The sequence below is a fragment of the Mesorhizobium sp. genome (genome assembly GCF_004962925.1).
Lineage (GTDB): Bacteria > Pseudomonadota > Alphaproteobacteria > Rhizobiales > Rhizobiaceae > Mesorhizobium.
The window spans coordinates 13,413-35,977 of the sequence record NZ_SUEO01000036.1 but is presented as its reverse complement, the minus strand read 5'-3'; the positions used below and the strand labels follow the sequence as shown (position 1 = coordinate 35,977).

Here is a 22,565-nt window from a genome sequence, read left to right as displayed (position 1 = left end):
CGTCATTTCGAGAATTATGGCGAGTGCGACGACAGCCACTAGGCCAGCCATGGCTGGGATCGCCATTCGGGCATGGTCGGCGAGCACACCTCGAAAGCTACTCGCGGCGAGGTGATAGATGTCGCCGGCCAGTAGGTTGAAACCGAGATGGCGATATTTCAGCTTGGAGGCGATGCCGATCACCGCCGTCAGCACCAGCGTCATCCAGAGCGCGACGGTCTTTCCCGGAAACAGCAGATGGATGACACCGAACAGAAGAAAGAAGGTGGCGAAGCCGAGATGCCAGGTGGCCGGCCTGCGCTCGAGCCAGACAACCAAAGGCAATGCGGCGGCCACTCCCGCACCGCCGAGCCACTGCCCGACATCTAAAGATGCCAAACCCTGCATGCCTGCCCCGAGGTGCTTGGCGCACCCATTCCCCGAGCTTGGCTTAGCGGATTCCGTCGGAGCGGTAAACAGAGGCGGCAGGCCGTTCGAGCTGGTCTAATCCGCCAGATCCTTGCGGAACGGGGTGTGCCCTTCGAGATAGTCGCCCATCCGCTCCACTTCGCGCCGCTCGCGCTTGAGATAGTCGGCAACCGCGTTACGCAAGCCGGGATGCGCGATGTAATGCGCCGAATGCATGGTCACCGGCCTATAGCCGCGCGCCAGCTTGTGCTCACCTTGCGCGCCCGCTTCGACCACTTTCAGCTTGCGGTCGATCGCGAAGTCGATCGCCTGGTGATAGCAGACCTCGAAATGCAGGAAGGGATGGTCCTCGATGCAGCCCCAATTGCGGCCGTAGAGCGCATCGGAACCGATGAAATTGATAGCACCGGCAATGTAGCGTCCATTGCGCTTGGCCATCACCAGCAGGATATCGTCGGCCATACGCTCGCCGATCATCGAGAAGAACTCGCGGCTGAGATAGGGCCGCCCCCATTTCCTGCTGCCTGTATCCGTGTAGAAGGCAAAGAAGTCGTCCCAGACCCTTTCGGTCAGGTCCTTGCCGGTCAGCCAGTCGATCGAAATGCCGTGGGCGAGCGCCTCGCGCCGCTCCTTCTTCAACGCCTTGCGCTTGCGCGATGCCAGAGTGGCGAGAAAATCGTCGTAGGTCGAAAAACCTTCATTGAAGAAGTGGAACTGCTGGTCGGTGCGGTGCAGGAAGCCCGCCGCTTCCAGCGCCCCGACATCTTTTTCTTGCGCGAAGGTCACGTGCGCGGAAGACACGCCGAGCTTTTCCGTCACCGCCTTCAGGCCTGCTGCCAGGCCGGCCCTCACGGCGCAACTGTCCTCGCCCTTGTTGACCAGCAGACGAGGGCCGGTGACCGGCGTGAACGGCACGGCGCATTGCAGCTTTGGATAGTAATGTCCGCCGGCGCGCTCGAACGCATCCGACCAGCCGTGATCGAAAACATATTCGCCCTGGCTGTGCGATTTCAGGTAGCAGGGAACGGCGCCGAGCAGTTTTCCCTGCGCTGTCTCCAGCCTGAGATGATGGCCCTGCCAGCCGGTGCGCCGCACGGCACAGCCGGAATCTTCAAGCGCGCTCAGAAAAGCGAATGAAACGAGAGGGTTGTAGCCGTTTTCTGTATCGCCGCGTGCGGTACCGCCGAGGCCATCCCATTCCGCGCAGGTAAAGGCTCCGATGCCGGAGGCAATCCGGATCGCATACTCTCCATTCGCCGTTTGCCCGTCGCCTTCATCGCCTTGATCCATTGGGCTTATTTAAGCTCCATGCCGGTCCATGCAAGCCCGGTTCAAGCGACCTGTATAAGATCGGGTTCGAATCCTTCGAACGTCATCTGGTCGGCGTATCTGAAGGTCAGGTCGACCGCAGGCTGGTCGAGCACGGTCCAGGTGATTACCGGCATTTTGAGCTTTTCGCGCACGAAGGCGACGAACCGGTTCGGCAGGTCGCCGGCGGCGTAGGAGGCGAAGGCGATCTCATGCGCCAGCATGGCGAAATGCGCCTCGATCAGGGGGGTATCCTTGCCGTAGGCGGTCAGCCCGCCCGGAATGCCGGGCGCGTGTTTCGGGAAATCGCGGATCAGCCAGTGGTCGAACGACATGATTGCCGCCTTGCCCTTGTAACGCTTGAGCATCTTGCCGACGCTTTCCACCAGGCCTTCGTCATGGCCGGGAGCCCCTTTCAGCTCGACGACCATCGGCACACGACCATCGACCAGGTCGAGTGCCTGCTGCAGAGTCGGCAGATGGTCTGATGTGCCGCCGATCTTGAGCGCCGTCATTTCCGCTGCCGTACGCTGCCAGACGAAACCGTCCTGGCCAGTCAGCCGCTTCAGATCGCCGTCGTGGATGATGACCGGGATGCGATCTGACGACAGATGCACGTCGCATTCGATCGCATAGCCGCGTTCGGCTGCCGCGGCGAAGGCGGAGAGCGTGTTCTCCCAGCGCGTCTTGTTCATGTCGTGGAGGCCGCGATGGGCAACGGGTCTGGCGGTCAGCCAGGAAAGGTCGGTCATGTCTGGCTCATTCGACTTCGAAGATGGCTTCAATTTCCACTGCGGCATTAAGCGGCAGGGAGGCGGCGCCGACGGCGGAGCGGGCATGTTTGCCGTGATCGCCGAGCACTGCAACCAGAAAATCCGAGGCGCCGTTGGCAACCAGATGCTGCTCTACAAAATCCGGCGCCGAGGCGACGAAGACAGTGATCTTCACCAGGCGGTGGATTTTCTCAAGATCGCCAAGTGCTGCCTTGGCCTGCGCCAATATGTTGATCGCGCAGTATTTTGCAGCTTCCTTGCCAGTTGCGGTGTCGACGTCGCGGCCAAGCAGCCCGCGCGCCTGCAGCTTGCCATCCTTGAGCGGCAGCTGCCCGGCGGTGAACAGCAGATTGCCTGACTTGGAATAGGGCACGTAGTTGGCGGCGGGTGCAGCGGCGATCGGAAGCGTCACGCCCAGATCGCTTAGCCGCTTTTCGATTGTTTCATTCATGGTATTTCCCTATTGCTTGATGACGCCGCGCAGGTCGGGCCGAAATTGCTATTTTTGCCTCGCTTCCGCCACGACTTTTTTTAAGCTGGACCATCTTTCCCTGCGGCCTGCCATCAGGCGCGATGATCGGAGCCCCTCATGCGCGCAACACGCCTCGCATTCCATGCAGTCCTGCTGCCAGCGGTGTTCTCGATGGCGCCGGCTTTTGCGGTACCGGCACTGCAGGCGCATCGCGCGGTTTACGATCTGAGTCTGGACAAGGCTTCCGATCGCTCGGGCATCACCGGCATTTCCGGCCGCATGGTCTATGAGTTCAACGGCTCGCCTTGCGAAGGGTACACGGTGAAGTTCCGCTTCGTCACCCAGATCGCCACCAACGACAATACAACAAAGCTGACCGACCAGCAGACGACCACTTTCGAGGACGCCGAAGGCAAGACCTTCTCGTTCGTGACAAAATCCTTCGTCGACCAGAACCTCGACAAGGAGGTCAGGGGCACGGCGACGAAGGAGACGAAGGGCCTCAAGGTCGACATCGACAAGCCGGAGAAGAACAGCCTCGAACTGGCCGCCACCCAGTTTCCGACCCAGCATCTGATCGAACTGATCGACAAGGCTGAAAAGGGCGAAAATTTCTACGAAACCAACCTGTTCGACGGCTCGGAAGATGCAGACAAGGTGATGACCACCACCGTTGTCGTCGGCAAGAAAGCCGATGCCGACAAGACCGATCCGGAAGCGCCGGCACTGGCGAAACTCGCCGCCGACAAATACTGGCCAGTCGACATCGCCTATTTCGACGGCACCGACAAGACAGGCGAGGAGGTGCCGGAGTACCGGATCAGCTTCAAGCTGCATGAGAACGGCATCACGCGCGACCTCGTCATGGACTACGGCGAGTTCTCGATGACCGGCAAGCTCGTCAATCTGTCGTTGTTCGATCAGTCGAAGGCCTGTCCGCCGAAATAGAGCTTCGGGTCAACCACGCCCGCAAGGCGGCGGTGAATGACTTGAACACGCCGCAATTGCATCTCAACCTCTACGCCGACGGTCGATCGGGGGGTGGGTTGAGCAGAATCGATGTGTTCGTGGCGCCGAGGCCTAATCCGGCGCTGATCAGGATCATGACTGTCGTCAACCGGCTTGTCATGCTGCACGGCATTCCCGGGTTTCGCGACCTGTTGCCGTTCAACCGCTTGGCTGGATTGCGCGGCGTCGCCAATGTCCGTCATATCGACTTTCCCGACGACGACCGGCAGCGGCTGAAGGCCTGTTGCGGCGCAGGCAAGGCGACGTTCATCACGCCCAACCATCCGGAGTTCTTTACCGACTGGATGATCGACAAGGAGATCGTCTCGCAGGTCAGTCCGCTCGCGGCATCCTGGGCCACGCATGGTGTCGTCAACGGCCTCGGCCGGATCATGCAGAAATTCTGGCTGGCCAACAATCTGATCGCTCAGATTCCAGGCAACAGCGGGGCTGCCAAGGAACACTCGATCGGTTGGGCGCTGAAAGGGCATGGTGTGCTCTTGCATCCCGAAGGCGGCGTCGGCTGGCATGCCAATGTCGTCAGTCCGCTTCTTCCGGGCGCTGTCGAGATGGGGTTCGAAGCGCTCAAGCGCGGTCGCGCCACGGACCAGGATTCCAGGGTTTGGATCGCGCCGGTTGTCTGGAAGCTCGCCTTCACCAAAAATGTCGAGCCGGCGCTGGCGCAGGAATGCGCCTATGTCGAGAAAAGCCTGAAGATCGAACGCCGTGCCGCCGATACGCTGCCGGAGCGCGTCCACCATATCTATGCGGCGCTGCTGTCACGCGATGAGATTGCCTGTGACATGGTGCCCGACGAACGGGCTTCGTATGCCGCGCGTCAGAAGCAACTGCTGCTCGAATTGAGCCGGCGCCTGGGGGAGGGTATTTCGGTCGATCCCGGCGCCAACGAGATCGCCGAGCTTTTGCGCAGGTCGCGCCGCTGGCTGCGGGAGGACACCGGCGACGCCGAATGGCAAAAACAGGTCCGGGCGCTGACGGACACGATCCAGCGTCTCCAACGCGTCGGACCGTGGGCCTCAGCCAACCCGCGCATCACGCAGGAGGAGATCGCGGAACATCTGAAGCGCATTCGCAACGACTATTGCAAGGGCACGCTGCGCGACACGATCAACCGCTTCGTGCCGCAACCGGCCGGGCCGCGCTGCGCTCATATCCGGGTGCCGGAGCCGTTGGGATTGCAAGCCTATCCCGGCTCGATCGAAGATGCACTTGCGGAGTTGCACAGCCGCATGCAGGAGGCCGTCACCAGGACCGTGACCGAACTCGAAGCCGCTGGCGGCTTCATTTTCTATCCGAATCCCTTCTATCATCGCTAACATCGGATCTTGGCTCCATTTGAGCTGGTTCCGCTGGACGGCGCAAGACGAAGGAGTACGGCAAGCCTCATGGCGGTCTATGTCGACGCGGCGATCTGGAAATGGGTCGGCCACCGCTGGTGTCACCTGCTGGCCGACGACACCGACGAGTTGCACCGTTTTGCAGCACAGCTCGGCGTCAAGCGCTCGTCCTATCAGGGACCGCCGAAGACATCGGCGCCGCATTATGACATAACCGGCTTCGAGCGCGACCGGGCGGTGCGGCTGGGCGCCATCGAATGCAGCCGCGAGGAGATCGTTGCTGTTTTCCGGCGTGTCCGCGTGCCGAAGGGGAAGATACGACTATGACATTGACGGCATTTCTGGCTTACTGCGCCGCGATCACGTTTGCCGCCGCCACGCCTGGTCCCGCGGTATTCACGGTCATCGCCAGCGGCGTCTCGCGTGGCTTTGTTCGCGCTTTCCTGGCCGGTCTCGGCATCGCCGCCGGCGACGCGGTGCTGGTGACTTTGGCGCTGCTCGGTCTCGTGGCACTGGCACAGACCTTCGAATGGGTTTTTCTCATCCTGAAATATGCGGGTGCTGCCTATCTGATGTTTCTTGGCGTCAGGATGTGGCGATCGGCTTCCGCGCCATCGAACGGACTGCAGGCAACGCAGGCAAGACTGTCTCGATCGTTTTTCCTCGGCATCTCCATCGCACTGGGCAACCCCAAGGCGATCCTGTTTCACGCCTCGATCATGCCGCTGATCCTCGATCTCAACGCGATGGGCTTCGCTGAGGGGCTGCTCGTGGTTGCGGTCGTGATCGGCGTCAACATTATCACCATGGGCGTCTATGCGGTGCTTGCCGGACGAGCTTCGAGCTGGTTCAAGACGCCAAGGCGGATGCGCTTGATGAACAGGTTTGCCGGCGGCGCCATGATCGGCACCGGTGCGCTGATCGCCGCACGCTGAGCCGCAACACACCGCAGCGCTTGCGTTTGTCGCGCATCCCCTCTATATGCGCGCTCATTCCACACACGGACTTTGGTGTCTGCCCGGGAGAAATCCGGCTGAAACCTCCGGTGGCGTTCGAGGACAAAGTCCAGAAATGCCTGTGTCCGTGGAGGCTAACCGGAAAAGGAACTTAAGAATGGCTCTGCCTGATTTCAGCATGCGCCAGCTTTTGGAAGCTGGCATTCACTTCGGCCACCAGACCCACCGCTGGAACCCGAAGATGGCGCCCTACATCTATGGCGCCCGCAACAACATCCACATCATCGACCTCTCGCAGACGGTGCCGCTGCTGCACCAGGCGTTGAAGCAGGTTTCCGACACCGTCGCCAAGGGTGGCCGCGTGCTGTTCGTCGGCACCAAGCGCCAGGCGTCCGACATCGTCGCCGACGCCGCGCAGCGCTCGGCCCAGTACTATGTCAACTCCCGCTGGCTCGGCGGCATGATGACCAACTGGAAGACGATCTCGAATTCCATCCAGCGCCTGCGCAAGCTCGACGAGATGCTGGCTGGCGAGGCCCAGGGGCTCACCAAGAAGGAGCGCCTCAACCTCGATCGCGAGCGCGAGAAGCTCGACAAGGCGCTGGGCGGCATCAAGGACATGGGCTCGACGCCCGACCTGATGTTCGTGATCGACACCAACAAGGAAGCGATCGCCATCCTCGAGGCCAAGCGTCTCGGCATCCCGGTCGTCGCTATCATCGATTCCAACTGCGACCCGGACAAGATCGATTTCCCGATTCCGGGCAATGACGACGCGGCCCGCGCCATCCAGCTCTATTGCGATCTGATCGCCAAGGCTGCAATCGACGGCATCGCTCGCCAGCAGGGCGCGCTCGGCGTCGACGTCGGCGCTTTGGCCGAGGCTCCGGTCGAGCCGGCACTCGAGCCAACGCCGACCGCCGAGACACCGGCTGCCCAGACACCGGAAGCGTAACAGCGAAGGCCGGTTTCGGCCTTCATCTTTCTCATATTTTGGCGCGCTAAGCGCTGGCGCCAGGCGCATCATCGAGGACCGGTGGTGCGTCGGTGCATTTTAAAACAAAGAGGCGACAATGAGCATTTCGGCTGCACAGGTCAAAGAACTCCGCGACTTGACCGGCGCGGGCATGATGGACTGCAAGATGGCGTTGAACGAGACCAACGGCAACATGGAAGAGGCCGTCGACTGGTTGCGCAAGAAGGGCATCTCCAAGGCCGACAAGAAGGCCGGCCGCACCGCGGCCGAGGGTCTCATCGGCGTCGATTCCGGGATCCGCGAGGCGGCAGTCGTCGAGGTCAATTCCGAGACGGACTTCGTTGCCCGAAACGCTGCCTTCCAGGAGATCGTCGCCAAGGTCGCCAAGGTCGCGCTCGCCTATGGCGGCAAGACCGAGGCCGTCGCAGCCGCACCGTATCCGGGTTCGGACAAGTCGGTCGCCGATACCATCAAGGACGCTGTCGGCACGATCGGCGAGAATCTTGGCTTCCGCCGTTCGGCCAAGCTCACGGTCGAGCATGGCGCTGTCGCAACCTACGTCCACAATGCGGTCGCCGACGGCCTTGGCAAGCTCGGCGTGCTGGTCGCCATCGAGACGACCGGCAACGCGCAGGCCGCCAACGCCTTTGCCCGCCAGGTCGCCATGCATGTCGCCGCCACCAACCCGATGGCGCTGACCACGGAAGAGCTCGATCCGGCCGCGGTCGAACGCGAGAAGGCCATCTTCGCCGACCAGGCGCGCCAGTCCGGCAAGCCGGAGGCGATCATCGAGAAGATGGTCGAGGGCCGTCTGCGCAAATTCTACGAAGAGGTTGTGCTGCTCAAGCAGGCTTTCGTGCTCAATCCCGACATCACCGTCGAGAAGGCGCTGAAGGATGCCGAGACGGAAATCGGCGCACCGGCCAAGATCACTGCCTATCTGCGCTTCGCGCTCGGCGAGGGCATCGAGAAGGAAGAGACCGATTTCGCGGCGGAAGTCGCGGCGGCGGTCAAGAAGTAAACTGCCGGCAGGCAGCCTTCATTACGAAATGATTTTACGGCCGGGTGTCCGCAAGGATGCCCGGCCGATTTCTTGCGCGGTATCGATAAAGGCCCTGAGCTTCGGCGCCATCGCTGCCCGGCGCGGGAAATAGAGGAACAGGCCGGACTCCTCCATCGCTGTTTGCGGCAGCACCTGAACGAGGCGGCCGGCGGCAAGATCGGCGTGCACCAGCGGTTCGAACACATATGCGAACCCGACACCCGCGAGCGCGAGGTCGATCGCCGCAAGCGAATCCGTGACAATGGCCGTGCCGCGCGTTTCGACCACCACATCCTTGCCGCCTTCGCGCAGATCCCAGCGATAGAGGGCACCCGAACGGACCAGCCGGTAGCCGATGCAATTGTGGTTCGCGAGATCGGCAACACTTCGCGGCCGGCCATGCCGTCCGATATAGGCGGGGGACGCAACGATCACGGCATGGAACGGCCGCGTCAGCCGGACTGCGACCATGTCCTGCGCGATCATCTCACCCAACCGGATTCCGGCGTCGAACCCTTCGCCGACAATATCAACAAGCCCTTGGTCGGTGAACAGCTCTACCGTCACGTCGGGATAGCGCTCCGCCATCGCAGCGACCACAGGCGTCACCGCCAGGGGGACGGCGATGTTGGAAACATTGACCTTGAGAAGGCCGGAGGGCCGGCCCTTGACGCTGCGGATACGGTCCATCCGCTCGGCGATGTCCTGGAGGGCAGGGGCGGCCGTCTCCACCAGCGCCTTGCCGGCCTCGGTTAGCGAGACGCTGCGCGTCGTGCGCGCGAAGAGAGGCTGTCCGATCCGCTCTTCGACAAGGCGCACGGCATGACTGACCGCTGAAGGGCTCATGCCGAGCTCGGCAGCGGCAAGCGCGAAGCCGCCGCGCCGCGCCACAGCGACGACCACAGGCAGATGCGTGAGCAGGTCCCGATCCATTCATGCATGATATCGCATGGTCTTTGCGAACAATGCAATCTTATCGATGTCGGGGCGCCCGTCCACATTGTCGTCAACACATCGGCGGCGGGAAGCTGCACAGAGGAGAAAGACATGAACGCGTTGAAGCACGTCACTTTCGCTGCAGGCATGGCACTGGCACCGCTCGACGCCGGCGGGGCAGAGCCGTCCAACTGGCGGGCGCTCGTCGATGAGCGCGCGGTCATCCGCATCGCCGATGCCATCGACCGCGCCGTCGACGCACAGGACTGGAAGCTTGCGCGCAGCTATTTCGCGGATCGGGTCACCGCAGACTTCAGCAGCCTCTCCGGTCAGCCTGCGGCCAACATCGCCTCCGATGATCTGATCGGCGCTTGGGCAGCCAACCTCAAAGACAGCAAGACCAGCCTGCATCTGCGCACCAACCATCAAGTCGTCCTCGAGACCGATGCGGCGACCATCTTCTCCAACGGCTATGCCTGGAACCGAATGGAAGGCAATGGCGAGCCGCTCTGGGAGGTCTGGGGCACCTATGAGCATCACCTGACGCGCTCCGGCGCCGGCTGGAAGGTCGACGGCTTCACGTTTCGCATGACGCATGAGCGCGGCAATCCCTGGGTCAAGACGACCCCCGGCCAATGACGCTGCATTAATCGGATCACGCTCGGAACAACATCATGACTATGACCTACTACACGCTCGGAAACAGCGGCCTGCGCGTCAGCCGGCTGGCGCTGGGCACGATGACCTTCGGCACCGAATGGGGCTGGGGGGCCGACAGAGAAACTGCCCGTGCCATGTTCGACGCCTATGTCGAGGCAGGCGGCAATTTCTTCGACACGGCCGACCTCTATACGGGCGGCACCAGCGAGAGCTGGCTCGGCGAATTCGTCGCCGAGCGCGGGTTGCGCGACAAGGCGGTGATCGCCACTAAGTTCACCATGAACTCGGACCCCGGCAATCCGAACGCCGGCGGCAATGGGCGCAAGAACATCATGCGCGCGGTGGAAGCCTCGCTCAAACGGCTCGGGACCGACTATATCGATCTCTATCTTCTGCATGTCTGGGACAGGTTGACGCCGGCCGAAGAGGTCATGCGCACGCTTGACGACCTCGTGCGCGCAGGCAAGGTGCGCCATGTCGGCCTGTCCGACGTGCCGGCCTGGTATGCCGGGCGGGCGCAGGCGATCGCCGAACTGCGCGGCTATGAGCCGATCTCGGCCCTGCAGCTCGAATATTCGCTCGCCGAACGCGCCATCGAGCATGAATTCGTGCCGTTCGGCACGCGTCACGGCGCCGGCATCATGGTCTGGAGCCCGCTGGCCAGCGGGCTGCTCAGCGGCAAATACCGGCCGACGCAGGCTGGAAATGTCGGACGGCTCGACGGTTTCCGCAATACCACACATCCGGGCTTCCAGAAATTCAGCGAACACAACTGGGCGATCGTGGCCGAACTCGAAAGGATCGCTGCCGAGCTCGGCCGCAGCATGGCCCAGGTCGCGCTCAACTGGGTTGCGACACAGCCCGGCGTCGCCACTATCATCCTCGGCGCGACGAAGCTCGCCCAGTTGCAGGACAACCTCGCGGCGCTCGATTTTTCGATTCCCCCTGATCTTCGCCGGCGGCTGGATTCGGTGAGCAGCGCTCCGGCACCATTCCCGCATTCCTATTTCGGGCCCGAGATCCAGGTCAGGGTCACCGGGGGTATCGTGACCGGCGACAAGCCTCTCGGCTATTCGCCGCTAGTGGTGGTCGAGGGCGAAGCCGTCAGCGTCAGCAGCAACTGATCGAAAAAGCCTGGAATTTTCCGGCTCGGGCGCCGCGTGACATCGCGGCGCCCTTCGTGTATCGGAACGCCAATGTTTCGGGGCAGCGCCTGCGCGGGGGCCCCAGGCGCGTCACACGCATAATGATGAGGACCAGATGACGGTGAAGCCCCTCTACCGACGTGTCTTGCTGAAAGCATCGGGCGAAGCGTTGATGGGCGAGCAGCATTTCGGCATCGACGTGTCGGTGGTCGATCGCATCGCCGCCGACATCGCCGAAGCCCGCGCACTGGGCATCGAGGTCGGCGTTGTCATCGGCGGCGGCAACATCTTTCGCGGCGTGGCGGTTGCGTCGAAGGGCGGTGACCGGGTTACCGGCGACCACATGGGCATGCTTGCCACCGTCATCAACTCGCTGGCGCTGCGCACTTCACTGAACAAGATCGGCGTCGACGCGGTGGTGCTGTCGGCAATCGCCATGCCGGAGCTTTGCGAGAGCTTTTCGCAGCGCCAGGCGACCGCCTACATGAACCAGGGCAAGGTCGTCATTTTCGCCGGCGGCACCGGCAATCCGTTCTTCACCACCGATTCGGCCGCGGCGCTTCGCGCGGCGGAAATTGGCGCCGATGCGCTGTTCAAGGGCACCCAGGTCGATGGCGTCTATTCGGCCGATCCCAAGAAGGACCCGAACGCGACTCGCTTCGAGCGCATCAGCCATGGCGAAGTGATAAAACGCGGTCTTTCGATCATGGATACAGCCGCGATTGCACTTGCGCGCGAAAACAACATTCCGATAATCGTCTATTCGATCCACGAGAAGGGTGGTTTCGGTGATATTCTGAGGGGCGGCGGCCGTTGCACGGTCGTCGCGGACGACTGATCGGGAGCAGGATCTCAAACCGAGGGCCCGCCTACGGGAAAAGCGGGAGCCGGTTTTCGGATTGAGGCTCGAACACGGGGCTACCCCTGAACAGTGAACCCGGGCTAACGGGTCGAGGAGATGATAATGAGTGGCGAATACGATGATCTCAAACGGCGCATGGACGGGGCGATCGCTGCGTTCAAGCACGATCTGGCTTCGCTGCGGACCGGCCGCGCCTCGAGCAACCTGCTCGACGCAATCCAGGTGCAGGCCTATGGCACCACCATGCCGATCAACCAGGTGGCGAACGTGTCGGTGCCGGAGCCGCGCATGATTTCGGTTTCGGTCTGGGACAAGTCGATGGTCGGCGCGGTCGATCGCGCCATTCGCGAATCCAATCTTGGCTTCAATCCGATCGTCGACGGCACCAATCTCAGAATTCCGCTGCCCGAGCTCAACGAGCAGCGCCGCAAGGAGCTGGTCAAGATCTCGCATGGTTATGCCGAGAATGCCCGCATCGCCGTGCGCCACGTGCGCCGGGACGGCATGGAGTTTCTCAAAAAGGCGGAAAAGGACGGCGACATCAGCGAGGACGATCAGCGCAAGCGATCCGACCAGGTCCAGAAGCTCACCGACGAGATGATCGGCACCATCGACCATCTGCTTTCCGATAAGGAAGCTGAAATCATGCAGGTTTAAGGGTCCGACCCGAAAGCGAAACTATGACAAGCCCCGCGCATGTCGCGATCATCATGGACGGAAACGGACGTTGGGCCAAGGCGCGTGGCATGCCGCGGCTTGCCGGCCATCGTGCCGGCGTCGAGGCGCTGCGCAACACGGTGCGCGCCGCTCCTGGCCTCGGCATTTCCTTCCTGACCGTCTACGCCTTCTCGTCGGAAAACTGGTCGCGACCGAAGTCCGAAGTCAGTGATCTGATGGGCCTCTTGAAAATCTTCATCCGCCGCGATCTCGCCGAACTGCACCAAAGCGGCGTGCGGGTCAGGATCATCGGCGACAGGGCAGGGTTGCAACCTGATATCAGGACCCTGCTTGAAGAGGCCGAAACGCTGACCATGCGCAACGAGGCGCTGACCCTGGTCATCGCCTTCAACTATGGCGGGCGCGACGAGATCGTGCGCACGGCGCGCAAGCTTGCCTCGGCGGTGGCGCGTGGCGAGCTCGACAGCGAGGCGATCACGGCCGAATCCTTTGCCGGCTCTCTCGATACCCAGGGTATTCCGGACCCTGAGCTGGTCATCCGCACCAGCGGCGAACTCAGGCTGTCGAATTTTCTTCTGTGGCAGGCGGCCTATAGCGAACTCGTCTTCCTGCCTTGCTACTGGCCCGATTTCAGCCGCGAGCATTTGGCCGACGCATTGCGCGATTTCGCTGGCCGCGAGCGCCGTTTCGGCGGGCTTGGCGCTCAAGACGTCGCCGTGACGGCCAAGGGATGAGCAACCTCCAGCTTCGTGTTATTTCCGCTGTCGTGCTTGCCGTCGTCACGCTTGGCCTGACCTGGCTCGGCGGACTGCCTTTCCGGCTGCTTAGCGCCGCTATGACGATCCTGATCTTCTACGAATGGACGCGAATGTGCCGCCCGGTCGCCGCCACGGGTCTTGGTCTTCTGCCGGATGCGCTGCTTCTGGTCTTCGTCGTCGCCTTGATCGCCGGCCTGCCTGCGTCCTGGCTGCTGCTTCTTGGAGCAGTGATGGTCGTTGTCACCGTGGTCGTGGGCTCGATGCGCCAGACGGGACAGTGGGACCCGTCCGGCCTTGCCTATGCCGCCATTTCCGGCCTGTCGCTTGCTCTTTTGCGCGACGGCGACCATTCGGGCCTGGTCGCCATTCTTTTCCTGTTCGCAGTGGTTTGGGCGACCGACATATCAGCCTATTTCGTCGGCCGCGCCGTCGGCGGTCCGAAGCTGGCGCCGTCGATCTCGCCCGGCAAGACGCAGAGCGGGGCACTCGGCGGCGCCGTCGGCGGAGTGGTTGCCGGACTGCTTTTGGCCGCTACGGCCGGAGCCGGCAATCTCGCAGTGCTCGGCGTCGTTGCGCTCGTGCTTTCGATCGTCGCCCAGGCCGGCGACCTTTTCGAATCATGGGTGAAGCGCCGGCACGACCGCAAAGATTCGGGCACGCTGATACCGGGCCATGGCGGTGTCATGGACCGGGTCGATGGACTTGTCGCGGCGGCCTTCGCCCTATACGTCATCGGTTGGATTTCGGCGACCGCCGACCATCCGGCGCAGGGGCTGTTTCCAGCTTGATCGGCATTGTGTCTTGATCTGCGCAGGATGCGCCATGGATTCGCCTGGATTGATGTCACAGTCGCGGTACGAGCGTGCTGCGGACGATTTTTGAGGACATGAATTGAACGAGATTCTTCACGCGGTTTTCAGCACGGAGGGCTTTTTCCTCGGCACGCTGGTGCCTTTCCTGTTCGTGCTGACCGTGGTCGTGTTCGTCCACGAGATGGGCCATTACCTGGTCGGCCGCTGGTGCGGCATCGGCGTAAAGGCCTTTTCGATCGGCTTCGGCCCGGAACTCTTTGGCTTCAATGACAGCCATGGCACACGCTGGAAACTCTGTGCCATTCCGCTTGGCGGCTATGTCAAATTCGTCGGCGATATGAATGCCACATCGAGCCAGCCCAGCTCGGAGGAGCTCGAATCGCTGACCAATGCCGAACGCAAGATTGCCTTTCACACGCAGCCGGTCTGGAAGCGCGCGGCGACTGTGGTGGCCGGCCCGCTGTTCAATTTCCTGCTGACGATTGCCGTCTTTGCGGTGCTGTTTTCCGCCTATGGCCGCCCTGTGATGGAGCCAATGGTGGCTGAAGTCACCGCCGGCAGTCCAGCGGCCAGGGCTGGCATCCTGCCTGGCGACCGATTCGTCAGCGTCAACGGCAGCAAGGTTCAGACGTTCTCCGACGTCCAACGCCTGGTTTCGGGCCGCGGCGGCGATGCCATCACCTTCGTCATGTTGCGCGACGGCAAGGAGATCACCGCCACGGCGACGCCGGAGCTGATGGAGCAGCAAGATGGGCTGGGCAACAAGGTCAAAGTGGCCGTGATAGGCGTCGTCAACAATCAGGAATTCGGCCAGCCCAGACTAGTCACCTACAACCCGGTCGAAGCGGTAGGGGCGGCGGTCGAGGAGACGGGATATATCATTCAGCGCACCGGTCAGTTCCTGCAGCGTTTCGTCGTCGGCCGCGAAGACAAATGCCAGCTGGGCGGCCCAATCAAGATCGCAAAGATGTCGGGGCAGGCGGCAAAATTGGGCTTCGATTGGCTCGTGCAACTTGTCGCGCTGCTGTCGGTCGGTATCGGCATTCTCAACCTTTTGCCGATTCCCCCCCTCGACGGCGGCCATCTCTTGTTCTACGGCGTGGAGGCCGTCATTCGGCGACCGGTGTCGGAGCGGATGATGGAGATGGGTTACAGGGCTGGCTTCATGCTCGTGTTGGGCTTCATGGGCTTCGTTTTCTGGAACGATCTGTTTGGGTGCTGAAATCATGAAGAAATTTGGCTTCGGCACAGCCAACGTTGAGACGCCGTTTACCATGCGTGGGGATATGCGTGACGCGAAAGCCACGCAACAGGGTTAAGTAAATACAAATTAACCAGGAGCCTTGCGTGTAGGGAAAATCCGGTTAATACGGTAGGGGAAATTACCGCACGTCCGGTTTTCTCGCCGTGGGGACTTCGAGAAAAGGTACAAAAGCCCGATGAAGGCAGCATCCAAGTTTTTGAGCGCCGCGTCCGCGGTGGCCCTGTCCGCCGCTCTGGTCGTGCCAGGTGCGCTCGCAGTACAATTCGTTGCCACATCGGCGGCCGAGGCCGCTGTTGTCTCAAGAGTTGAAGTCAGCGGCAATCAGCGTGTCGACGCCGACACGATCCGCAATTACATCACCATCAAGCCCGGCAAGGCCTTTTCCAGCGCCGATATCGACGACGCGGTCAAGGCGCTGTTCGGCACCGGGCTGTTCTCGGACGTCCAGATCAACCAGGTCGGGTCGTCGCTGGTCGTCAAGGTTTCCGAATATCAGGTCGTGAACCAGGTGCTGTTCCAGGGCAACAAGAAGCTCAAGGACAACGCCCTTGCGGCCGCGGTTCAGTTGAAGCCGCGTGGAACGTTCTCGCAGCAGGCACTCGATGCCGATGTCGAGGCGGTCAAGGCGGCCTACAGGCGTATCGGTCGCGACGACGCCGCCGTGACCACCCAGATCATGGATCTCGGCGACAACCGCGTGAACGTGGTATTCAACATCAACGAAGGCGGCCGCACGCAGATCGCCGCGGTCAATTTCGTCGGCAACAGCGCCTATTCGAGCCGTCGCCTGTCCGACGTCATCTCCACCAAACGCTCGTCCTTCCTGTCGTTCGTGCTGCGCGACGACGTCTATGATGACGACAAGCTGCGCGCCGACCAGGAACTGCTGCGCCGGTTCTATTACAATCACGGCTATGCCGATTTTCAGGTCGTTTCTGCGGTCGGCGAACTCGACGAGACCACCAACAAGTACACGGTGACCATCACCGTGCAGGAGGGCGATCGCTATACATTTGGCGATGTCAGCGTCGAGAGCACCATTCCCGAGGTCGACGGCGCATCGCTGCAGTCGGTGGTCGAGACCCACAAGGGCGATGTCTACAACGCCAAGGACGTCGAAGACACCATCATCGCGCTGACCGAGACGGTCGCCGGTTCCGGCTATGCCTTCGCTCAGGTGACGCCGCGCGGCGACCGCAATTTCGAGAACCACACCATTTCGGTGGTCTATACGATCGACCAGGGCACCAAGGCCTATGTCGAGCGCATCGAGATTCGCGGCAACGACCGGACACGCGACTATGTCATTCGTCGCGAATTCGACGTGAGTGAGGGCGATGCCTTCAACCAGGTTCTCATCCAGCGCGCGAAGAAGCGGCTGGAAGCGCTGGATTATTTTGAAAAAGTCGAGGTTTCCACTGTGCCCGGCTCTGAGCCAGACCAGGTGGTGCTCGTGGTCGACGTGGTCGAGAAATCGACCGGCGAGTTCTCGGTTGGCGCCGGCTATTCGACCGGCGGCGACACGGCAGGTCCATCCGTCGAAGGATCGATCACCGAGCGCAACTTCCTCGGACGCGGCCAGTTCATCAAGTTATCGGCGGGCGGCGGCAAGAATTCGCGCGACTACAGCTTCTCCTTCACCGAGCCCTATTTCCTCGGGCGGCGTATCGCTGCCGGTTTCGACGTCTTCAACCGGACCAGGGAATACGACGAGTACAAGAGCGAGACGATAGGCGCGACAGTGCGCTTTGGCCTGCCGATCACCGACAACATCTCGACGCAGCTGGCGTATAATATCTCGCAGGAGAAATATAAGCTCGACGATGACTGCGATGATAACAACGATGGCATCCCCGACGCCGACTGCGATGTCTCTCAGGCAATCTTTGAAGGGATTGAGGAAAGCCCGTGGCTCAAGTCGTCGGTCAGTCTCGGCCTGGTCTACAACACCATCGACGACATGAAGAACCCGCATGAAGGCATCTACGCCAATGTCACCACGGAGGTGGCCGGGCTCGGCGGTGACGCCAAGTTCGTCAAGGTGACGGCGCGTGGCAGCGTCTACCAGACATTGTCGGAGCAGCTTGATCTGGTCGGCTTGGTTTCGGGCGGGGCAGGCCACGTCCAAGGCTTCGGCGGCGGCGACCTGCGCATCTTCGATCATTTCCAGAGCAGCGACCGCATGATCCGCGGCTTTGCCTATGGCGGCATCGGCCCTGTCGACAATGAGGGCTTTGACGACCATCTCGGCGGCACCACCTATTTCAATGCCTCGGCGGAAGCCCAGTTTCCGATGCCGGTCATTCCGGAGAGCTTCGGCCTGCGCGGTGCGGTCTTCGCCGATGCGGCGACGCTCTATGGCAGCAAGGTCAGATCTGATTTGGTCGACCAATCGACAACCGACATGCAGTGGCGCGCCTCGGTCGGCGTCGGTCTGATGTGGGCGTCGCCGTTCGGCCCGATCCGCATCGACTATGCGATCCCGGTCCTCAAGGAAGACACCGACGACGTGCAGGAATTCAACTTCGGCATATCGACCCGCTTCTGATCGGCGGCAACGATGTTTCCGGACCGTTGGGGTCCGGAAGAGAGTGATCCGACACTACAGCGCCGCGCGTCCTCTTGGACGCGCAAATGACGCTGTAGGACCTTGATTTTGCGCGTGCTCCCCAGCGAAAATCGATTCCGATTTTCCGGGTCATGCGCTAGCTGGATATAGCTTCTGGAATGACCGATCCGGTGTTCTTCGCGCCCTCACGCCGGTATACGGCTGGCGAAGTCGCGAATCTGACCGGCTCGGTGCTTGTCGATTCCGCCCTTTCCGATATATCGATCGAAGCCTTGGCACCGGCAAGCGAAGGCGGTGAGCACGCCCTTGTCTTCGTCGACGGCAGACGCAACTTCGCGCTGATGCAATCGCTGCGGGCGGCGGCGGTCCTCTGTCCCGCCGAATTTGCCGGCAAGGCGCCGGCCGGCATCGCGGTTCTGGTCCATCCGCGCCCGCAGCAGGCTTTCGCGATGGTCGGACGTCTTCTTTTCCCGGCTGCCGCCACACCGGCGCCGATGACCGGCGAAACCGGTATCTCACCGCATGCCCATATCGATCCTTCGGCGCACATTGAGGCCGGCGCGATCATCGAGGCCGGCGCGATCATCGGCCCCCGCGCTTCTATCGGCAGCGGAAGCGTCATTGCTCCTCATGCCGTTATCGGTCCCTCCTGCCAGTTCGGCCGCGATGGCTATGTCGGTCCGGGCGCAAGCATCCAATACGCGCTGATCGGCAACCGCGTCATCATCCATGGCGGCGCCCGCATCGGTCAGGACGGTTTTGGTTTCGTGGCCGGCGCCAAGGGCCCGGAGCGCGTCCCGCAAATCGGCCGGGTCGTTATCCAGGACGATGTCGAGATCGGCTCGAACACCACGGTCGATCGTGGCGCCATGTCCGACACGATCATCGGCCAAGGCACTAAGATCGACAATCTGGTGCAGATCGCTCATAACGTCCGCATCGGCCGCAATTGTATAATCGCCGGCCTTTCGGGTATTTCCGGTTCCGTAACGGTGGGCGACAACGTCACCATGGGTGGCGGTGTCGGCCTTGCGGATCACCTGACCATAGGGACAGGGGCCAAGCTTGCCGCAAGAAGCGGGTTCATGAGCAACGTCCCTGCGGGCGAGATTTGGGGAGGGTATCCGGCACAGCCGATGGCGGAAGCCATGCGGGAGATCGCGGCCCTGCGAAGACTGGCCAGGGCGCGCAAATCCGGCGACGGAGGGAATAGCTGAGATGGTGGCGGCGACGACGCTCGAGGCGGTCGACATATTGGGGCTGATGAAGCTCCTGCCGCATCGCTATCCGTTCCTGATGATCGACCGCATTATCGACATCGATGGCGACGAGTCCGCTATCGGGATCAAGAACGTGACCATAAACGAGCCGCATTTTCAGGGTCATTTCCCGGACCAGCCGGTGATGCCCGGCGTGCTGATCGTCGAGGCGATGGCGCAGACGGCCGGCGCCATCTGCATCCGCAGCCTTGGCACCGAAAAACCGTCGCTGGTCTATTTCCTGACCATCGACAACGCCAAATTCCGCAAACCGGTCGTTCCCGGCGACCAGTTGAAGATCCATGTGAAGAAAATCAAGAAACGCGGCAACCTTCTCAAATTCGCCTGCGAGGCTCTGGTCGACGGCGTCAAGGCCGCGGAAGCCGAGATCTCGGCGATGATGGTTACGAGCGACTGACGATCGAATGCTTATGAAAATCCAGACAGTCATCCATCCATCGTCGATCATCGAGGCAGGCGCTAAAATCGGCGAAGGCGTCCGCATCGGGCCGTTCTGCCACATCAGCGCCGACGCGGTGATCGGGGACCGCGTCGAACTGGTCAGCCATATCTCGGTGATGGGCGCGACCACCATCGGTGCGTCGACCAAGGTCTATCCGATGGCGACGCTGGGCGCGCCGCCGCAGAACACCAAGCACAAGGGGGGCCGCACCACGCTGGTCATCGGTGAGAACTGCACGATCCGCGAAGGCGTGACCATGCACCTCGGCACCGATTCCAGCCGCGGCGAGACGACGATCGGCGACAACGGCAACTTCCTTGCCTACGCCCACATCGCCCATGACTGCATCGTCGGCAAGAACGCCACCTTCGCCAATGGAGCCACGTTGGGCGGCCATTGCGAGGTCGGCGACAACGTCTATATCGGTGGCCTCACCGCCGTTCATCAGTTTGTTCGCGTCGGCGACAACGCCTTTCTCGGCGGTTGCTCGGCAATCGTCGGCGATGTGATTCCCTATGCCATCGCCGTCGGCAATCGCGCCAAACTTCGCGGCCTCAACATCATTGGTCTGAAGCGCGCCGGCCTGCCGCGCTCCGAGATCCAAACGCTGCGCAAGGCTTACAGGACGATTTTCGATCGCTCCCGAACCGTCGGCGAAAACGTCGAGTCCGCTAAGGCGGAATTCGCCTCGTCACCGACCGCCATGAAAATCATCGATTTCATCGCCAGTCGCGGCAAGCGGCACTATGCCGTCCCGTCGCTTAGGGGTGGCGACGGCGACGATGCAGATGACGAAGATTGAGGCCACCCGGACGGGCCTTGATCTCGCGCCAGATGCCAGGGTCGGCATCATCGCCGGCGGCGGCAGTTTGCCGGTCGAAGTTGCCAGGGCGCTTGCTGGGCACGGCAAGTCTCCCTTCGTCGTAATGGCGGCGGGCGAGGTCGACCGCATATCCGACTTCGACGACTACGAGCAGGCGACCTTGAGGCTGGAGGATGTCGGCTCACTGTTGCCGACGCTCAAAGATCACCATGTTACCCATCTGGTGACCGCGGGCCATATCACACGCCGCCCCAGGCTGAGCGCCATGCGCCTCAATTTTGGCCTGCTCGCCTGGGTGCCCAGCCTTCTTGTCGGTGTAACCCAAGGCGACGACACCGTGCTGAAACTGTTCGTGCGAAGGATCGAGCGCAGCGGCATCAAGGTTGTCGGTGCCCATGAGATCGTGCCGGAGCTGGTCGCGGCCGAAGGGACGCTGACCAAGGCAGCGCCGCGCAAATCAGACTGGCGCGACATCGAAGCGGCGCGTGCCGCGGCAAAGGCCATCGGCGCGTTGGATATCGGCCAAGCGGCGGTCGCAATCGGCGGCCGCGCCATCGCGCTGGAAGGTGTCGAGGGCACCGATGGATTGCTTGATCGAACAAGGCAGTTGCGCGGCCATGGCAGACTTGCCGGCAGAACGCGCGGCGTCCTGGTCAAATGCGCCAAGCCCGGCCAGGAGTTGCGCGCCGACCTGCCCTCCATCGGCCCGCAGACGATCGAGGCGGCGCATGCCGCCGGACTTGCCGGCATTGCCGTCGAAGCCGGCCGCTCGCTGGTTCTGGAAGGCCCCACCGTCGTCGCACGCGCCAATGCGCTCGGCCTGTTCGTGATTGGCCTGCCTGCTGCGGAGCCGGCGCATGGCGACTGAGAAACCGCTGAAGATCGCCATCGTCGCCGGCGAGGAATCCGGTGATCTGCTTGGTGCCGACATCGTAGAGGCGCTCAAGCGCACGACCGGCCGCGAGGTCCGGCTTGTCGGCCGCCATTTGCACGCACTCGGCCTCACACCGCTCTTCGACGGCGGCGAGATCGCGCTCATGGGCTTGAGCGCCATCCTGCGCGAGCTGCCGCGCCTGATGCGGCGGATCAGCCAGACGGCCAACGCGGTCGCCGGTGAAAAGCCCGACTGTCTCGTCACCATCGACAGCCCGGATTTTTCGCTGCGCGTGGCGAAGAAGGTTCGCGCCGCCGATCCGGCGATCCCGATCGTCCACTATGTCTGCCCGAGCGTCTGGGCGTGGCGGCCGGGCAGGGCGGTGGCGATGAAACCGTATGTCGACCACATCCTCTGCATCCTGCCTTTCGAAGTGAAGGAGCTCGCCCGCCTCGGCGGTCCGCCCGGTACCTATGTCGGCCATCGCCTCACACATGATCCGGGCGTGCTCAGCGCTGCCAAGGCGCAAAGCTTGCCGCGCGATCTGTCCGATGATCGTGTGAAGACGCTGCTTGTGCTCCCCGGCTCGCGCCGCGGCGAGGTGCGACGGCTGGTCGGCCCGTTCGGCAAGACGATCTCGATCCTGCGCGCGCGCGGACATCGCTTGCGCCTGCTGTTGCCGACGGTGCCGCATGTCGCCGACCTGGTCAGGGCTTCGGTCGCAAGCTGGGACGAGAAGCCGGAGATCATCCTTGATCCCGAGCGCAAATGGCAGGCCTTCGGTAAGGCCGATGCGGCGCTGATCGCATCGGGAACGGTGTCGCTGGAGTTGGCGCTGTCGGGTGTGCCGATGATCTCCTGCTACCGGCTCGATCCGGTCATGCGGATGGTCCAGCGCCTGATCACCGTATGGAGCGCCGCCTTGCCCAATCTTATCGCCGACCGCCCCGTCGTGCCGGAAAACTACAACGAATATGTGCGGCCGCATTATCTGGCACGGCAATTGGAGGCGCTGTTTTCCGACACCCCTTATCGCGCATGGCAGAAGGACGGTTTTGCCGAGGTGGCCAGACGCATGGCCGTCGACAGACCTTCGGGCGATATCGCAGCGGGGGTCGTGATGAAGTGTATCAAAGGAGCGAATAGGGAGTAGCGAATAGG

Annotated in this window: 23 protein-coding genes and 1 pseudogene; 19 read left to right on the top strand and 5 right to left on the bottom strand. The window is 62.2% G+C overall.

Annotated features, from left to right (window positions below; genetic code table 11):
- From E5W87_RS10525 to E5W87_RS10510, 4 genes are all read right to left on the bottom strand, one after another.
- Positions 1-387: hypothetical protein (locus E5W87_RS10525; RefSeq protein ID WP_292396728.1), on the bottom strand; the 387-nt coding region annotated here is incomplete at its 3' end.
- Positions 388-483: 96 nt separating this feature from the next.
- Complete coding sequence (locus tag E5W87_RS10520) at positions 484-1,698, bottom strand: GNAT family N-acetyltransferase (protein WP_292396726.1); 1,215 nt, start codon at positions 1,696-1,698, stop codon at positions 484-486.
- 41 nt (positions 1,699-1,739) lie between these two features.
- A complete protein-coding gene (locus E5W87_RS10515; RefSeq protein ID WP_292396724.1) occupies positions 1,740-2,468 on the bottom strand; it encodes a glycerophosphodiester phosphodiesterase in 729 nt (242 codons plus the stop codon).
- Positions 2,469-2,475: 7 nt separating this feature from the next.
- Complete coding sequence (locus E5W87_RS10510; RefSeq protein WP_292396722.1) at positions 2,476-2,940, bottom strand: RidA family protein; 465 nt, start codon at positions 2,938-2,940, stop codon at positions 2,476-2,478.
- Positions 2,941-3,078: 138 nt separating this feature from the next.
- On the opposite strand from E5W87_RS10510, the gene E5W87_RS10505 reads away from it, so the two are divergent.
- From E5W87_RS10505 to tsf, 6 genes are all read left to right on the top strand, one after another.
- On the top strand, positions 3,079-3,909 hold the full coding sequence (locus E5W87_RS10505; protein WP_292396720.1) for a cell envelope integrity EipB family protein: 831 nt from the start codon (positions 3,079-3,081) through the stop codon (positions 3,907-3,909).
- A gap of 98 nt (positions 3,910-4,007) precedes the next feature.
- A complete protein-coding gene (locus E5W87_RS10500; RefSeq protein ID WP_292396718.1) occupies positions 4,008-5,306 on the top strand; it encodes a hypothetical protein in 1,299 nt (432 codons plus the stop codon).
- Between the two features lie 69 nt (positions 5,307-5,375).
- The gene (locus E5W87_RS10495) at positions 5,376-5,654 is read left to right on the top strand and encodes a DUF4031 domain-containing protein (protein WP_287086971.1); all 279 of its coding nucleotides are present in this window, start codon (positions 5,376-5,378) and stop codon (positions 5,652-5,654) included.
- The gene (locus E5W87_RS10490) at positions 5,651-6,262 is read left to right on the top strand and encodes a LysE family translocator (RefSeq protein WP_292396716.1); all 612 of its coding nucleotides are present in this window, start codon (positions 5,651-5,653) and stop codon (positions 6,260-6,262) included. Before E5W87_RS10495 ends, E5W87_RS10490 begins: the two co-directional genes overlap by 4 nt.
- Before the next feature lie 178 nt (positions 6,263-6,440).
- Positions 6,441-7,238, top strand: a complete 798-nt coding sequence (rpsB, locus tag E5W87_RS10485) for a 30S ribosomal protein S2 (RefSeq protein WP_095492864.1) — start codon at positions 6,441-6,443, stop codon at positions 7,236-7,238.
- 118 nt (positions 7,239-7,356) lie between these two features.
- Entirely contained in the window at positions 7,357-8,280 is a 924-nt protein-coding gene (tsf, locus tag E5W87_RS10480; protein ID WP_292396713.1) for a translation elongation factor Ts, read from the top strand.
- Positions 8,281-8,301: 21 nt separating this feature from the next.
- Here tsf and E5W87_RS10475 read toward each other — a convergent pair whose 3' ends face one another.
- Positions 8,302-9,234, bottom strand: a complete 933-nt coding sequence (locus E5W87_RS10475; RefSeq protein ID WP_292396711.1) for a LysR family transcriptional regulator — start codon at positions 9,232-9,234, stop codon at positions 8,302-8,304.
- A 114-nt stretch (positions 9,235-9,348) separates the two neighbouring features.
- Here E5W87_RS10475 and E5W87_RS10470 point away from each other — a divergent pair, with 114 nt between their 5' ends.
- The 13 genes and pseudogenes from E5W87_RS10470 (at position 9,349) to lpxB (ending at position 22,557) form a co-directional block, all read left to right on the top strand.
- Positions 9,349-9,876: a nuclear transport factor 2 family protein gene (locus E5W87_RS10470; RefSeq protein WP_292396709.1), complete on the top strand. Its 528-nt coding sequence runs from the start codon at positions 9,349-9,351 to the stop codon at positions 9,874-9,876.
- Between the two features lie 35 nt (positions 9,877-9,911).
- On the top strand, positions 9,912-11,021 hold the full coding sequence (locus E5W87_RS10465; protein ID WP_292396707.1) for an aldo/keto reductase: 1,110 nt from the start codon (positions 9,912-9,914) through the stop codon (positions 11,019-11,021).
- Between the two features lie 136 nt (positions 11,022-11,157).
- On the top strand, positions 11,158-11,880 hold the full coding sequence (gene pyrH / locus E5W87_RS10460) for a UMP kinase (protein ID WP_111546675.1): 723 nt from the start codon (positions 11,158-11,160) through the stop codon (positions 11,878-11,880).
- A 126-nt stretch (positions 11,881-12,006) separates the two neighbouring features.
- Positions 12,007-12,561: a ribosome recycling factor gene (frr, locus tag E5W87_RS10455; RefSeq protein WP_095485252.1), complete on the top strand. Its 555-nt coding sequence runs from the start codon at positions 12,007-12,009 to the stop codon at positions 12,559-12,561.
- 11 nt (positions 12,562-12,572) lie between these two features.
- Positions 12,573-13,316: pseudogene (locus E5W87_RS10450) on the top strand (isoprenyl transferase); the annotation flags it as partial.
- Positions 13,313-14,128, top strand: a complete 816-nt coding sequence (locus E5W87_RS10445) for a phosphatidate cytidylyltransferase (protein WP_292396704.1) — start codon at positions 13,313-13,315, stop codon at positions 14,126-14,128. The pseudogene E5W87_RS10450 and the gene E5W87_RS10445, both read left to right, overlap by 4 nt.
- A gap of 103 nt (positions 14,129-14,231) precedes the next feature.
- Complete coding sequence (gene rseP, locus E5W87_RS10440; RefSeq protein ID WP_292396702.1) at positions 14,232-15,374, top strand: RIP metalloprotease RseP; 1,143 nt, start codon at positions 14,232-14,234, stop codon at positions 15,372-15,374.
- A 217-nt stretch (positions 15,375-15,591) separates the two neighbouring features.
- Positions 15,592-17,964 (top strand): outer membrane protein assembly factor BamA, encoded by a 2,373-nt coding sequence (bamA, locus tag E5W87_RS10435; RefSeq protein ID WP_292396700.1) that lies wholly within the window; start codon positions 15,592-15,594, stop codon positions 17,962-17,964.
- 179 nt (positions 17,965-18,143) lie between these two features.
- Positions 18,144-19,202: a UDP-3-O-(3-hydroxymyristoyl)glucosamine N-acyltransferase gene (gene lpxD / locus E5W87_RS10430; protein WP_292396697.1), complete on the top strand. Its 1,059-nt coding sequence runs from the start codon at positions 18,144-18,146 to the stop codon at positions 19,200-19,202.
- Positions 19,195-19,662, top strand: a complete 468-nt coding sequence (gene fabZ / locus E5W87_RS10425; protein ID WP_095485245.1) for a 3-hydroxyacyl-ACP dehydratase FabZ — start codon at positions 19,195-19,197, stop codon at positions 19,660-19,662. The genes lpxD and fabZ overlap by 8 nt, the downstream gene beginning before the upstream one ends.
- A gap of 13 nt (positions 19,663-19,675) precedes the next feature.
- A complete protein-coding gene (gene lpxA, locus E5W87_RS10420) occupies positions 19,676-20,509 on the top strand; it encodes an acyl-ACP--UDP-N-acetylglucosamine O-acyltransferase (RefSeq protein WP_292396695.1) in 834 nt (277 codons plus the stop codon).
- Positions 20,496-21,398 (top strand): LpxI family protein, encoded by a 903-nt coding sequence (locus E5W87_RS10415; RefSeq protein WP_292396693.1) that lies wholly within the window; start codon positions 20,496-20,498, stop codon positions 21,396-21,398. The genes lpxA and E5W87_RS10415 overlap by 14 nt, the downstream gene beginning before the upstream one ends.
- Positions 21,388-22,557, top strand: coding sequence for a lipid-A-disaccharide synthase (lpxB, locus tag E5W87_RS10410; protein ID WP_292396691.1), 1,170 nt, complete (start codon positions 21,388-21,390; stop codon positions 22,555-22,557). Before E5W87_RS10415 ends, lpxB begins: the two co-directional genes overlap by 11 nt.
- Positions 22,558-22,565: the final 8 nt, after the last annotated feature.